At 36.5% G+C, this 14,749-nt stretch carries 12 protein-coding genes; all 12 read left to right on the top strand.

Annotation, left to right across the window (positions count from 1 at the left end; all coding sequences use genetic code 11):
- The first annotated feature begins 7 nt into the window (after nt 1-7).
- A complete protein-coding gene (locus CWB75_RS17755) occupies nt 8-829 on the top strand; it encodes a polysaccharide pyruvyl transferase family protein (RefSeq protein WP_138571340.1) in 822 nt (273 codons plus the stop codon).
- 7 nt (nt 830-836) lie between these two features.
- Nucleotides 837-1,883 (top strand): glycosyltransferase family 2 protein, encoded by a 1,047-nt coding sequence (locus tag CWB75_RS17750; protein WP_138571339.1) that lies wholly within the window; start codon nt 837-839, stop codon nt 1,881-1,883.
- A 10-nt stretch (nt 1,884-1,893) separates the two neighbouring features.
- Nucleotides 1,894-3,318 (top strand): hypothetical protein, encoded by a 1,425-nt coding sequence (locus CWB75_RS17745; protein ID WP_138571338.1) that lies wholly within the window; start codon nt 1,894-1,896, stop codon nt 3,316-3,318.
- 452 nt (nt 3,319-3,770) lie between these two features.
- Entirely contained in the window at nt 3,771-4,418 is a 648-nt protein-coding gene (locus CWB75_RS19235; protein ID WP_138571337.1) for an acyltransferase, read from the top strand.
- A 460-nt stretch (nt 4,419-4,878) separates the two neighbouring features.
- The gene (locus CWB75_RS17735; RefSeq protein ID WP_138571336.1) at nt 4,879-7,110 is read left to right on the top strand and encodes a choice-of-anchor A family protein; all 2,232 of its coding nucleotides are present in this window, start codon (nt 4,879-4,881) and stop codon (nt 7,108-7,110) included.
- Between the two features lie 107 nt (nt 7,111-7,217).
- Nucleotides 7,218-7,616, top strand: coding sequence for a 3-phosphoshikimate 1-carboxyvinyltransferase (locus tag CWB75_RS17730; protein WP_138571335.1), 399 nt, complete (start codon nt 7,218-7,220; stop codon nt 7,614-7,616).
- Nucleotides 7,617-7,805: 189 nt separating this feature from the next.
- A complete protein-coding gene (locus CWB75_RS17725; protein WP_138571334.1) occupies nt 7,806-9,209 on the top strand; it encodes an undecaprenyl-phosphate glucose phosphotransferase in 1,404 nt (467 codons plus the stop codon).
- The gene (locus CWB75_RS17720; protein WP_138571333.1) at nt 9,193-10,404 is read left to right on the top strand and encodes an outer membrane beta-barrel protein; all 1,212 of its coding nucleotides are present in this window, start codon (nt 9,193-9,195) and stop codon (nt 10,402-10,404) included. Before CWB75_RS17725 ends, CWB75_RS17720 begins: the two co-directional genes overlap by 17 nt.
- On the top strand, nt 10,404-10,925 hold the full coding sequence (locus CWB75_RS17715) for a polysaccharide biosynthesis/export family protein (RefSeq protein WP_138571332.1): 522 nt from the start codon (nt 10,404-10,406) through the stop codon (nt 10,923-10,925). Before CWB75_RS17720 ends, CWB75_RS17715 begins: the two co-directional genes overlap by 1 nt.
- 24 nt (nt 10,926-10,949) lie before the next feature.
- Entirely contained in the window at nt 10,950-13,157 is a 2,208-nt protein-coding gene (locus tag CWB75_RS17710; protein ID WP_138571331.1) for a GumC family protein, read from the top strand.
- A gap of 12 nt (nt 13,158-13,169) precedes the next feature.
- Nucleotides 13,170-13,898, top strand: coding sequence for a tyrosine-protein phosphatase (locus CWB75_RS17705; RefSeq protein ID WP_138571330.1), 729 nt, complete (start codon nt 13,170-13,172; stop codon nt 13,896-13,898).
- Nucleotides 13,891-14,604: a VpsP family polysaccharide biosynthesis protein gene (locus CWB75_RS17700; protein ID WP_138571329.1), complete on the top strand. Its 714-nt coding sequence runs from the start codon at nt 13,891-13,893 to the stop codon at nt 14,602-14,604. The genes CWB75_RS17705 and CWB75_RS17700 overlap by 8 nt, the downstream gene beginning before the upstream one ends.
- Nucleotides 14,605-14,749: the final 145 nt, after the last annotated feature.

The raw sequence follows: 14,749 nt of genomic DNA, 5'->3' as shown, positions 1-14,749 counted from the left end.
TTTATAAATGAACGAAGAATTTCAAAATTTAGCACAAATTATTAAGAAAAATGCCCAAGGTAAAAAAATTATATATATACCTAATCCTGGAAACTACGGTGATGGGCTTATACGTTATGCAACGAAAAAGTTTTTTAGCGATAATCAAATTGAACACTGGGAGATAAATGTAGGTTATGGGAAGGTAAAATATCAACTTTTACCTTATTTGTTAAACCATAATAAGTACCTATTTATATATGGGGGTGGTGGTGGTTGGTGTAGTGCTTATGACTGTGGGTATCGCATTTGTCGCGCTATCTCAATGTTTACTAGTAACTTAATTGTTCTACCTTCAACATATGATTTAGATCTTAAAGCCATTAAAGGAACCCTTTTTAGAAGAGATAAATTTAATAGTGCTAAACGGGCATCTAATTCTATTTTTTGCCATGATATGGCTTTCTACCTTACGACAGTAACAAGTATGGCGCTCTTTAAAAACATAGAAAAAATACAAAACGTTGGTTTATTTATGAGGACAGATAAAGAGGCCGCAATAATTCAAGAGTCAATGCCAGAGATGAATAAAGACCTCAGCCTATTTGGTGACCATATGTCCAACGGTGATGAGTTCCTTGAGACAGTCGCTCATTTTAAAGAACTACATACTGATAGGTTACATATTTGTATTGCGGGCCTAATAGTAGGGGCAAAAGTCAACTTATATCCTGGTAGTTACTTTAAGATACAAGCTATCTATAACTCAAGTATCGCTCCTAACTTTAAAAATATTGAAATGCATGCAGTGTGTGAAGATATAAATCTACTTTCTCAAAATTTGAACTGAGGCAAATATGGATATTTTAATTAGTGTAATTATACCGAACTTTAATTATGAACAATTTTTGAAGAGGTGTATAGATAGTGTTCTAAACCAAAATTATGAAAATTTTGAGGTAATTGTTGTCGACGATTGCTCAACAGATAATTCAAGAGAACTAATTAAATCTTATGGAAATAAAATTATCAGTGTATTTCCGAGGGAAAATGGTGGGCACGGGAGTGCGTTTAATTTGGGATATGAGCAAAGTAAAGGTCAGCTTGTAACATTTATTGATGCAGATGATTATGCAAACCAAGGTTGGTTATCTGCTCTTGCTAAAGCTTATGAGAAAGATGTAGCAATGTATCATTACAATGTTAATTTGGTTGATGTAGACGAAAAAATAATAGGAACTTTTCCTAACATTAAAGTTGGATTAGATAATGGTAATGTTGTAGATAAAATTTTAAATTTTGGACGTATTAAAACCACGGTAACATCTGGTTTATGTTTTTCAAAAACCGCCCTCGAAAAGGTAATGCCGATTGATGAAGAGCGGTATAGGCAGGGAGGAGATGGTTACTTATCCAGTGTAGTTCCATTATTAGGTGATATAAAAATAGTCAATGGTAACTTAACATCATATCGCCAGCATGGTTTAAATCATTCCCAATTTGATGCTGCTTTGTTAAAGCGTGCATTGTGGTGTTATAAACACAATTTAGAAAGGTACTGTGATATTTACAAATTATCACGTAGACAAAATTTATCCGCATCACAAAATCTTGGTGTAAAAGATTTACCTTTTTTAGAGCAATTATTGGTAATAAATACGTTTGAAGGAGATATTAAGGGAGGGGCGTTTTGTAGTTTAACACGAAGGCAGCTGTATTCTTTTGCTTTAGATCTCATAGATACACATTATATTTATGGTAAATTTACTATAAAAGCATGGTGGTTTTTTTCATGTATTTTGCCAAAGAAATTAGCAAAGAAAATAATAAGTTGGAAGTTGCAAGCCTCTACAAGGCCTAGTTTTTTACAGTTTTTTATACAAACTATCAAACTCAAAGGTTAGGAACAGTAATATGTTTAAAAATCAATACACTGTTTCTTTTTTTCCTACCTTGAAACCATGTGATGTCAAATGGAATGAACTATACATCTACCTAGGTGAAAAAACAGAATATACAAGTAATGAAAAATGTTTGATTATTGGAAAGGCTGTTAGCAGTGTTCATAGTGGAAAAACTCAAAAAGATATTGCTGAGGATTTGCAACAAATTGACAGCAGTATAGAAGCAATAGAATATTTTAATACAGTTGCTGGTAGATATGTCGTTTTTATTAAGATAGAAGATGATATTTTATTTTTTACAGATGCTTGTGGGTTCAAAAGGGGGCTATGTTTCAACGATGGTATTTATAAATTCATAACATCGTCAGAAAAGTTCGCAGCATTCTTATTTGATATAAATTTATCTATAGATGAAGATGCTAGAACACTCGTTGAACAAGCTAAATATAAAAGACAGGAGAGCCCTTGGTTTGGCATGAGTTCTTATGACGCTAGGTTTAAATTCGTTATACCCAATCATTATTTAAATTGTACGCAATTTAAATTATTTCGAATGGCTGCGCCAAATAGTAGTGAAACTACTTATGACCCTGCAAATATGCTTATGACTACATTAAGCAATTTTTCACGTAACTACAAGCTGATGCAGCCAATAACAGCAGGTATTGATAGTAGGGTTCTTTTAGCTGCGAGTAAATTAATTAAAAGTAAAGTTATTTACTATGTTTTTGGTGAAAAGAATAGCCCTCATGAGGATGTACGCATCTCAAAACAGTTATCAGATATTAATAATAATCAATTAGAAGTATTTACTTGCAATGAAGCCAATGTTGATTTTAAAAAATCACTCATGGAAGAGGTGTTTTTAGCTAGAGATCTCCCTAAAACAAATAATATCTATTTCCATTTTAAACATACTTCTAATGAATATATTAATATTAATGGCAATGGCGCTGAAATATACCGTTCTTATTATGGTATAACTAATAAGAGTTTAGGTCCAAATTCTTTAGCTCAACTCGAAGGCGTGAGTGAATGGCCTTTGCTTAAAAAGGGTATAAAAAATTGGTACGTAGAGACAGGTGCTGTCTTGTATGCAAAAGAGAATGATATATCAATACCAGATCTTTTCTATTGGGAGCAAAGAGTCGCTATATGGGGATCTATGTACCCACTTGAACAAGATTATGCAATAGATGAAGTATCGCCTTTTAGTAACAGAATGTTGTTATTTAAAATGTTAAGAGAATCAAGCCATGACAGGGGGGGACCACAATTTAATTCATCAAGACGAATTATTCAAAAGTTAAAACCTAATCTTTTAAATGTTCCGATCAACCCAGACTCAACCAGTCATGGTATTGTAGGTTTAATGAAAAAATCCACTCTGATTAGACTTGCATTAAAATTTATTAAAAATAAATTAGTTAATTAGTTAATTAGTTAATTATCATGCGAACTCAACTTTATTGTTTCAAATTAGTCGATATATTTTAGTCGTTTTTTCTCCGTAGCTAATCCACAACAATTTTGCGTTTACTCACAGTTTGTTTTTGAAAGCTCTACTTTCCATGTTTCTCCTAATACATGGAGAAATAAATTTTCGGTGATATCCCATTATTTTAGAGGGCAGATTAACTTTAATTTTTTATCATACTTATGGTTAGGATATTAATTAAGATTTACGATCAACTAAAGGTCCTCTCAGAGCTGGATGTTTTAGAGCGTTCGGAACTAAAAATAAATTGGCAAAATATTACCTAGAGTGCTCGCGAAATATAGATTAATTATAAGGATCAGAGTTCTTGATGTAACCCCTTTTAGAATCCCTTTTAATATATTATACCAGCCAAAAATTTTAGAAATAATTATAATGGAGAGTTTATAATGGTAACTAAGCTAGTTTTAGAGCTTATTAAGAAAATACAATTTTTAAGAAAGGTTAAAGTTATTCATAGCTTTCTTGCAAATAGAAAAGTTAAAGGTAATGGTAAAGTCATTCTATATAATGGTAGTAATGTCAAAACACATGAAACATCAAATATTTATTTGGATAATATACTTTCATTAAATGGGTCAAGATTTTTTAATGAGAAAACACAAGGTGGCTTATTTATGTCTAAAAAGTCCGAGCTTGTTATAGAAGGTCGCTTTGACATAATGAAAGGTTTTGATATTTATTTAGGCGAAAATGCTACCCTCAGGATTGGGTCTGGATATGCTATGGATAATCTGAGGGTACAGTGTATTGATAATATAACAATAGGGAGCAATGTTATTATTTCTAGAAATGTGACTATAAGAGACTCTGATAGCCATAAAATTCTTGATGGTGTTCATGAACCAACTAAAGAAATCATTATCGGAGATCATGTTTGGATTGGTTTAAATGTAACAATACTTAAAGGAGTAAAAGTAGGTAATGGAGCAATTATCGCTGCAGGTTCTTTAGTCAATAATGATGTACCAGAGAGAGCACTAGTTGGTGGCATACCAGCTAAGGTTATTAAATATGATGTAGATTGGGAAGAGTAGACAAATATCTCTTCTCTATTCTGAACTTGTGCTCCTCCGAAGCAATAAAACTTAATAATACAATAGCAAGTTACCTTAATATAGATCGCTGTTGTCAGCCATATAATTTCATTTTGTCCATTCTAGATTAGGTGTTCTATGGCGGTATGCTTTTACTATAAGTGATAATTACTTTTTTCTCGGCCTTAATTCCATTAACAATCTATTTACCTTTGATGGCTCTTTATTATTAAAAAAAATATTTTTCATCCGTTTTTAATTTTTTTTTAACTGTAAGTCATTGATATTATATTTCTGTTCTTTTTCGGGTACTAAAAGTTAGTACTTTCGTAGTGTTTTTTGTTCCTTTTGATTTTTTTTGTGTATATAATGCTCATCAACAGCTTGATGGATTAATTTTCGTTAAACAAATGACTTTATTTGGTGCCTATTAATGCACTTTTTCATTTTGAGGGAAAAAATGACTAACTTATTACTAAAAAATAAAAAATTAAGTGCAGTGATCGCGCTTGCTTTAGCTAGCTCGGCAACGCAAGCTGCAGATTTAGGCGTAGCCAATAACTTTTCGGCATTTGTTTTTGACGATTTTAAATCGAACGTTGGCCGTGCTGACGGCGCCATAGCAGCTGGTAAAATAGACATAAAAGGTTATAGCGTTGGTTTTTTACGCCCGTCTAACCCAAATGAATACTACTTGATCAGTGAATCAAGTATCGAATATAAAATAGGGCGTCAGTTTGTTGGTAGCATGATCGCCGGTGGTGGTACTGATGTAAGCTGGAGTGTTCGTTGGGGTATGGAGCGAAACTCTAGAATAACATCTAATCAAAACGAATCGGCCATGCCATTTGATTTCGATGAGCAAGAGCAATATTACAAAGATTTAAGCGCTGAGTTAGGAAAGCTTGATGTTACTGGAACAGTGCAAAGTAAATGGGGTGGCCTTTACTTAGAAGGCGATGGTCGCTCAGACACGCAAGTATTTAATTTAGATGCGCGCCAATTTGCCAAAGCTCATACTTTCAAAGTGTGGGGCATTCCTGCTGATGCAACAGTTATTTTTAATATTACTGGCGACGATGATTTAAATGTAAAAGGTAAAAGCTTTTGGCGTTTACGTAACCATGCTACAAAAACAGTATTTAACTTTACTAATGCAGAAAAACTAAACATTAAAGGTAACCGCTGGCAAGGGGTTGTATTAGCACCTTACGCAGACATCAGAGGTGTTTATGGTACAGCCAAAATGCCTGTTATTGGCCAAAGCTTTTATGGCTCAATGGCATTGTTAGGTGGCGAGTTTAATGGCGAATTACCAGCATTAGCAGAGCCTGTTGCCCCATTTGCAATGGAGCAAAAGTGGAGCTGGAATTCAAGCGATTTTATGCCTGAATATAATCAAGTTATGTCTACTCCAGTTGTTTCACAATTGAATGATGATAATGGTGATGGCGTTATTAATAACGACGATGTATCAGATGTTATTGTTGTAACTTTTCACAAAAGCTATTCAGCAGGTATTGTGAGAGCTTTGAACGGTATAGATGGGTCTGAATTGTGGGATTATTCTCAAGGCGCTATTGAAGCAGATGCAACATATACACCAGCTGTGGCAGATTTTGATGGCGATGGTGTTGTTGAAATTGTAGTTGCAAGCCGTTGGGGGGGTGATAATGGTAATGGCGCAATATCAGTAATAGATAATAATGGCGCAATCAAAAAGCAAATAACAAAGGTTAATGCGGATAACTTTAAGTTAGTTGGCAACATTGATGTGGCTGACATTAATAATGATGGCTCTTTAGAATTTACACTCGGAAATGCTATTTATAATTACGATACAGGGGCATTGTTTGAGTTTGGTACAGACTGGTCTCCTTCATCTATTATTTTTGATTCAGATAACGATAATGTTCAGGAAGTATTAGCTAGAGGTAAGCTTTATGATGTAAATGGTATAGAGCTTTGGTCATATGTTGGTGAAAAAGATGTATGGTTCTCGTCTGTTGCAAACATTGACAATGATACCCAGCCAGAAGTTATTTTATCTATTCCTGCTTGGAACACATCACCTGAAAAAAGCCGTTTAGTTGCATTAGAGGCAAATGGCAATGTTAAATGGGAAGTGAATAACGTAGCAAATCCAGGAGGCGGCGTTCAGGCTATATCTAATTTCTTAGGCGCTGAGAATATAGGTATAGTTTATTCAGGCTTTACTGCAATTGATATGTATGATGGTCTGGGGCAGTTGGTATGGTCTGTTCCTAACGTGGATTCTGGAGGTCAAATTGGCGTAAGTGCTTACGACTTTAATGGTGATGGTATTGATGAAGTAATTGTCCAAGATCACTACAAAGTAAGGGTGCTCAATGGTATTAATGGAGAGGTGTTATCGACAGTTGCAAACTCAAGTGCAACACTTTGGGAGTACCCAATTGTTGTTGACTTAGAGGGTGATAACAACGCCGAGTTAATTACTGTTTCTAATAATTTCAAAAGTGGTTATAGCATCAATAATGGGGTAACGGTTTACGGAACAGCCGATAGCAGCAAACCATGGAAAAATGCAACACGTATTTGGAACCAGCATTCTTTTCACCAAACTAATATTAACCAAAATGGGACTGTACCAACAGTAGAGTTACCAAGTTGGTTAAATAATAATAGTTACCGCTCTAGTACTATTAAATAAAAAGTACTTTTAGCAAATAAAAAGCCAATTAAGTTTTAATTGGCTTTTTATTATTAAATAGTTGTTTAAAATAATTGGCAATTATTTACGTTTAATTTGAGGCTTTTTTGTCAAACTTACAGCAAGACCCCGCAATTAGAAGTTTACTAAATCGAATGCCTAAAAGCATTCAAACGACCTTTACCGATGATCAGCTCGCCCATTTAAAAATAGCCATTGGTGCTAGGCAATGGGGCAACCATGGAGTTGATTGTAGAGGTGTTATTAAGCTATTTAAATACCGTTATTACTATGTAGTATTAGCAGGGCGAAATAAGCGAGAATTAAGCGCTAAAGAGCAGAGAATAGCAAAGCTTGGACAAGCTCTAGTATTAAGTATTGTTTTAACGCTAACTGTTCTACTCATGTTATTAATAACCTACTTGATTAAGTCGGCATTAGGTATAGATATTTTTGAAGGGTATTCTTTTGGTGTTTGGGGTTGGTTTAAGGGACTATTTGATTAGGCAAAGCCATACGATAGCTATTAAATATAAATTTATTAGTAAACTAATGCATAGTAGATAACTTTTACAGGCATGAAATTAGTACTTTTGTCGGAATCAGTAATTGAACAAAAGTTGCTGATGCTATATGATCGCTTTGGATTTTGTGGGGCCAACTCACGCTGAATTAGCTATAAGGAATTAAGCGAAATGACATCTCCAAGGACTTTTAAACCTTCAGGTTCCTCTGATGCCAATTTTTACCGATTATTTGATATATTTGCATTGTTTTTAGCGTTTCAGTGCGCAGCCCTACTTTACAGTTTTAAACTCACTCCTATTTATGCTGCCTCAGCATTAACAGTTGCACTTAGCTACTTGTACAGTGCTGAGCTGTTCGCTACTTATCGTTCTTGGCGCGCTGGAAAGTTTAGAACAATGGTTATGTGTGCATGGGGTAGCGTTTTAATCGCTTTTGCTTTTTTACTGGTCGTGTCTTTTGTTTTTAAATTTACCGAATCACTCTCACGAGTTGGTGTTGTTATTTGGTTTACGTTAAGTGTTACGTTTTTATATATTTGGCGCTTGGGTGTGTACTTATATAAACGTAGTCGCCGTAAATTAGGCTTGTCTCAACGTAATGTTGCCATTATTGGCGCAACCGAATCGGCCGCTTATTTACATGCTGAAATTGTTAAACACGATGAATTAGGTTTTAACTTTAAAGGCTTTTATGACGACAGAAACCCTGAGCGCCTATTTGAACAACGAGAACAGCAAGGTGTTGAAGGAACAATACAAAGCGCAGTTGATGCAGCACGCAATGGCGACATAGATATACTTTATATTGCACTGCCTATGAAAGCGCAAAAGCGCATTGCTGATATACTATTGCAGTTAGGTAATACCACAGTAGACGTGCACGTAGTGCCAGACTTTTTACTCTCAAACTTAATACACGCCCGCATTGAACATGTTGGCGATGTAGACACATTAAGTGTTTTTGAAGCGCCTTGTATTGGCGCCCACGAATTTATAAAACGCACAGAAGATATAGTGGTTTCAGCTATTATTGTCACCTTAATTACCCCGGTTTTATTAGCGATTGCAGCCGCAATCAAGCTGACATCAAAAGGGCCTATTATTTTTAAGCAAGATCGCTATGGCTTAGATGGGCAAAAAATAAAAGTGTGGAAGTTCCGTTCGATGACAGTGACCGAAAACAACGATGTGGTCACTCAGGCAACAAAAAACGACGCCCGTATAACTCCATTAGGTGGCTTTTTACGCCGTACTAGCCTTGACGAACTGCCGCAGTTTATAAATGTTTTAACAGGTGATATGTCGATTGTTGGGCCTCGGCCTCATGCCGTGGCGCATAATGAAGAGTATCGCCAAAAAGTAGAATTTTATATGTTTAGGCACAAAACAAAACCGGGTATTACTGGTTGGGCACAAATAAACGGCTGGCGCGGCGAAACCGATACTTTGGATAAAATGGCCAAGCGAGTTGAATACGACTTACATTACATTAAACATTGGTCTTTATGGTTTGATGTAAAAATAATTTTTATGACAATTTTTAAGGGATTTAAAAGTGAAAATGCGTACTAATACAATTACCGCTTTACTCGTTGCGTTAGGATTATCAGCACCTGCTTTAGCAGTAGAATTAAAACCAGGCAGTGTAATGACCAAAGATGGTGCTGAAATTACACCTATGCTGAAGCTTGGTGTAAGTAGCAACGATAACTTTTTTAGCACTCCAGAAAACACCGAGTCGCGTTTAATATGGAATATAGTGCCGAGTTTAAATGCATTGATTGAGGACGGCCCTGACATTTATAAGTTTGATATTGCATCAAGCACGTCGTTCCATAATAAAGACACCACTGATAACTTTACTCAAGTTAATGTAGGTGCGGGTGTGCACAAAGAGTTTACAAGCCAACACCGTTTAGATGTAAGTGGCGATGCTGATTGGTTATACGAGGCACGTGGTGCGGGTTTAACCGAAGGTCAAGGTACTGTTGTTGATGAGCTAGTGCATTACCAACAACAAAACCTAACAGCTCGTTATGAATACGGCGCTGTTAGCTCTAAAGCCATGGTTGCTTTAACTGCAGGTTATTATAATAAAAATTACCAAAACTTTACGGCAATATCGCAGTTTCGTGATTACGATAAGCCTATGCTAGGTATTACAGGTTATTATAATACCCAAGCAGGTACGCGTGCTTTTTTAGAGGTAAAGCAAGAAAACTATCAATACGATGTTATTGACTCAAACGGTATTTCACGCGACTCAAATGACGTAAAAGTATTATTAGGTATGGAGTGGGAAGCCACAGCTGTTACTTCTGGCTCTTTTAAAGTGGGTTACCAAAATAAAGATTTTGAATCGAACCAGCGCGATAACTTTAGTGGTTTAAGTTGGGAAGCTGCGGCTGTTTGGAAGCCGCTTTCTTATTCATCACTACAATTAGTTACTAGCCGTGCAGCCAAAGATCCATTAGTGCAAGGCGATTACATTAAAGAGAGTGTTTATGGTGCTACGTGGCAGCATGATTGGAGCGAATACTTAAGCTCTGTAGTAAGTGCTAATTACGTTGAACAACAGTACTCTGGTAACTTTAACCGAAAAGATAAAGTTAAAAATGCCCGCCTAGGCTTAAATTATTTAGCTAATAACTTTGGCATGCTAACAGGTTATGTTGAATTTATTGACCGTAATTCAACCCAAACTAATATTGAGTTTGACCGCGTAATTGTAGGCCTAAACTTTACATTTGCGTTAAAGGGTAATTAATGAAGGCTAGAATTTTAATTGGTTTAATATTTTTACTCAGCTTTTGTAGTTTTGCGAACGATTCGCAAAACTACATTTTAGGCGCGGGTGATAAAATAGAAATTAAAGTATTTGGCCAGCCCGATTTAGACGTAACCTCACTGCTTGGTAATAGCGGTGATATTAATTACCCTTTTTTAGGTAAAGTTAAACTGGTGGGCTTAACTGTCGCACAAGTTGAGCAAACAATAAGCGAAGGCTTACAGCCTGATTATTTAGTTAACCCTAATGTTTATGCGCAGGTAGTAGAGTATCGACCTTTTTATATTCATGGAGAGGTTAAAAAGCCGGGTGGATACCCTTATCAACCAGCTATGACCGTAAACCAAGCAATAGCATTAGCCGGTGGGTTAACCGAGCGCGCCTCAGTTGATAAAATATTTATTTTTAAAGAGCAAACCAAACAGCAGCAACAAAAAGGTAGTTTAAACAGCCAAATTGCAGCGGGTGACACCATAAAAATAGAGCAGCGCTTGTTTTAAGCAGTTTAAGGCAGTAATTAAAAAATGAATACACACTCTGAAAAACCTAACAACAACGAGGAAGTTATTGATTTAGGTGCTTATCTTAATGTTATTAAGCAAAGTAAATGGAAAATATTAGGTTTTGCTATTGTTGTTACCTTGCTCACTATAATGTTTGCGTTAACGTTAGTACCTAAGTATGTAGCCACAGCCACTTTATTGATTGAGTCGGAGCAAACCAAAGCGGTCAGCTTTGATGAAATTTATGGCCTTGATTCTACTAAAAAAGAGTATTATTTAACCCAGTTTGAAATTATGAAATCGGATAATATTGCCCGTGAGGTAATTACTAAACTTAATTTAAAAGAGCATACCGACTTTATTGCTAAACCTTCGGTTACTGGCGAGTTAAAAGGCATGATTAAACAGTTACTGCCTTTTTTAAACAAAAAAGAAACCTCCGTTATTAGTCAAGAAGAACAGGCTGAGCGACAAATGTTAGGTTTACTTGCTGCGTTTAAGTCTCGTTTAAATGTCTCACCTATACGCAACACTCAGCTAGTACGCGTAAGTTTTGAGTCGAGCGATCCGAAGTTGGCTGCGTTAGTCGCTAATACCGTGGGTGAGGCTTACATAGAAAGCCAAATGCGCGCTAAAATGGGTATTACTCAGCAGGCATCAAGCTGGTTAAACACGCGTTTATCTGAATTACGTATACAACTAGATAGCTCTGAAGTGCGTTTACAAGCCTATCGAGAAGCACAAAAATTAGTAGATATTGAAGGCATAGCTGGGCTGGTTACTCAAGAGCTTGAACAAATGTCTAAACAGTTAGTTGATGCGCGTGCGGCTAAAAATAACCTTGAAAGCATAAATCGTGTTATTAACGAATATGGTAACGATAACATAGAGCTACTGGGCAGTATGCCTGAAATTACCTCGCACCGTGTTGTACAAGATGTTAAACGCGAAGTTGTATTAGTTGAGCGAAAGGTAAGTGAGCTTAGTGAAGTTTACGGCCCTAAACATCCTAAAATGATTTCAGCTAAATCTGAGCTTGCCACTGTTAAAACTAACCTTAATAAGCAAATTAAAGGGTTAATTACCGGTATAGAAAAAGAGCTTAATAGAACAACCCGAACTGTAAATGCGCTTGAGCGCGACTTAGCTAAAATTCGTGCTGAATACCAAGATATTACCCGTAAAGAAACACAATATAATCAATTAAAACGTGAAGTTGAGACAAACCGTAATATTTTTAATACCTTTTTGTCACGCTCTAAAGAAACCGAAGTAACCAGTGACTTTAGTTCAGCTGCTGCTCGTTTTACAGACCGTGCTTATGCACCAAAAGACCCAAGTAAGCCTAATAAAAAGCTGATTGTTATTTTAGCCTTTGTTGCTAGCTTTGGCTTTGCGGTGGTAATGACCTTTGTTTTTGATGCCTTAAATGACACAGTTAAAAATAAAAATGATGTAGAAAATAAGCTCGCACAGCGCATGTTAGGTTTATTGCCGCATGTTGCAGTTCCTAAAAAGAGCTATTTTCCGATTCATGCTTATTTAGAAGATACTTATCGCCGCTTTGCTGAGTCGGTACGTACCTTCCGTACTAGTTTATTACTCACTCATTTAGACAGAGCGCATCAGATTATTGCGGTTACCTCTACCTCACCAGGAGAAGGTAAAACTACTACCTCTGCTAATTTAGCGATGTCGTTGGCACAAATGGGCAAAGTACTACTAATTGATGCAGATTTACGTAAACCAACGTTAGCTAAACGATTTGATATACCGGTATTTCACCCAGGTTTAAGTAATTTAATGATAGGCACTGAGCAATTAGCTGAGTGTGTTCATGTTGATACGCAATCGGGTGTTACAATTATGCCAAGCGGACAAATACCGTCTAACCCACTTGAGCTGTTATCAAACCCACGCTTTGCTGAGTTACTTAGCGAGTTAAAAGCGCAGTACGATCATATTATTGTTGATACACCGCCTACCCAAGCTGTGAGCGATGCATTGGTAATTGCGCAAAGTGTTGATTCAGTTGTTTATGTTGTTAAATCTGATATTACCCGTATTAAACCAATTACAGCGGGCCTTGAGCGTTTATTTGAAGTAAAAGCGCACGTTGCCGGTGTGGTACTTAATAAGGTAGATATGAGTAAATCTAAAGATGAGCATAGCCATGGTTACTATGATTATTACGATTACTCACAGCAACCAGAAAAGCCTCAAGTTTAATTAAGTTAGTTTATGATTGATATTCATACGCATATTTTGCCGGGTATTGATGATGGCGCTAAAGATTTAACAGAATCTTTAGCGCTTTTAAAATTAGCCGAAAGCGATGGCATTACTCATATGGTGGCAACGCCACATATACATGTGGGCCGCTTTAACAATGCGACTGCTCAAATACAAAACGATTTAGAAAGTTTAAAGCTAGAGTCACTTAAAGAAGGTATTAATGTAAAGTTGGCTGCCGCTGCTGAAGTACGTTTGGACATAGAGCTTATGGCAATGGTGATGGCTAATAAACTGCCTTTTATTGGTAAAATAGCAGACAAAAACGTGTTGCTATTAGAGTTACCGCATTCACACATGCCGCAAGGTTACGATAAGTTTATTCAGTGGCTCGCTAAACAAAATATACGCGTTATTATTCCGCACCCTGAGCGTAATCGCGATATTCAGTCAAACCTTTATTATATTCAGCACTTAAACCAATTAGGCTGTGATTTTCAGCTAACGGCATCGAGTATTGAAGGTGAGTGGGGCGAAAGCGCACAAACTATAGCGTTACAAATGCTAAAAGATGGTTTAGTGAACTATGTTGCCTCTGATGCTCACTCAGTAAAACGCCGACCTCCTATATTGAGCCAAGCTAGAAAAACAGTAGCGCAATTAATAGGTGAAGAGCAGGCTACAACACTTTTTGTAACTAACCCGCTGCAGCTAACCGAGTGTTTATTTAATGACTAAATTAAACATGTTCAAGGTAGTTCCTGCTGCTATATTAGCCATTATAGTACTTGTTATCGCTTATACCAGCATGCAAAGTATGCGTGCTAATGCGTGGTACTTTAATGCACTTAATATAGTGCAAGAGTCGGATGGTGCTTTATCTGGCTCATCGCTTCAGGCGGCAGAGAATGCGATTACATTGGCTACTAATATGGATCCCGAGCATCCTCATTACTGGCACTTTTTAGCCCATATAAAAATGCTAGGTTTAGCCGGTATTGATACAACATCAAGTGAGCAGTCAGATAAAGTAAAGCAAACATACCAACAAGCTGAGCAAGCGTTGTTAAAGTCGGTTGAGCTTAGACAAACTTGGGCACTAACCTGGATAAGCTTGGCACAAGTAGTAAGTTATCAAGAGGGGCCTACCAAGCGGGTATATAATTATATTCAGCAAGCTAAAAAAGTTGGGCCGTATAAGTTAGATGTTCACTTAGGTATCATCCAAATTGCGTTAATGCACTGGAATGAACTACCACCTACCTACAAAGCCCTTTATGTGAATGAGCTAAAGTTAGCCTCTAAATACGGCTATAAGTTTAATAACATCTTTAGTATGGCGAAAGAAATGAACCGACTACCTATAGTGTGTTTATCGCTTCAATTTGGTTCTCATTATGAGGCTATTAGAAACAGTTGGATGTTTAATAAATACTGTGGTTAAAATACACGCTTCGAGCAACGAGATATGGGCTGCGAGGTACGTGCTAAGGTCTCAGAATTTAGGGTTGATTGTAGACGCATAGCTTGCTCGCTTAACAAGCGCAGCTTCTGGTTTTGAGTATTTTGCACTGAGAGAAGCGAATGAG

Origin of the sequence: Pseudoalteromonas sp. S1608, from assembly GCF_005887265.1 — a bacterium.
Lineage (GTDB): Bacteria > Pseudomonadota > Gammaproteobacteria > Enterobacterales > Alteromonadaceae > Pseudoalteromonas > Pseudoalteromonas undina.
This window is presented reverse-complemented; position numbering and strand designations above follow the sequence as displayed.

Coding starts and splice junctions, on each gene's coding strand:
- CWB75_RS17745 (WP_138571338.1), top strand. CDS start 1,894: ATGTTTAAAAATCAATACACTGTTTCTTTTTTTCCTACCTTGAAACCA.
- CWB75_RS17755 (WP_138571340.1), top strand. CDS start 8: ATGAACGAAGAATTTCAAAATTTAGCACAAATTATTAAGAAAAATGCC.
- CWB75_RS17735 (WP_138571336.1), top strand. CDS start 4,879: ATGACTAACTTATTACTAAAAAATAAAAAATTAAGTGCAGTGATCGCG.
- CWB75_RS17700 (WP_138571329.1), top strand. CDS start 13,891: ATGACTAAATTAAACATGTTCAAGGTAGTTCCTGCTGCTATATTAGCC.
- CWB75_RS17710 (WP_138571331.1), top strand. CDS start 10,950: ATGAATACACACTCTGAAAAACCTAACAACAACGAGGAAGTTATTGAT.
- CWB75_RS17725 (WP_138571334.1), top strand. CDS start 7,806: ATGACATCTCCAAGGACTTTTAAACCTTCAGGTTCCTCTGATGCCAAT.
- CWB75_RS19235 (WP_138571337.1), top strand. CDS start 3,771: ATGGTAACTAAGCTAGTTTTAGAGCTTATTAAGAAAATACAATTTTTA.
- CWB75_RS17715 (WP_138571332.1), top strand. CDS start 10,404: ATGAAGGCTAGAATTTTAATTGGTTTAATATTTTTACTCAGCTTTTGT.
- CWB75_RS17705 (WP_138571330.1), top strand. CDS start 13,170: ATGATTGATATTCATACGCATATTTTGCCGGGTATTGATGATGGCGCT.
- CWB75_RS17750 (WP_138571339.1), top strand. CDS start 837: ATGGATATTTTAATTAGTGTAATTATACCGAACTTTAATTATGAACAA.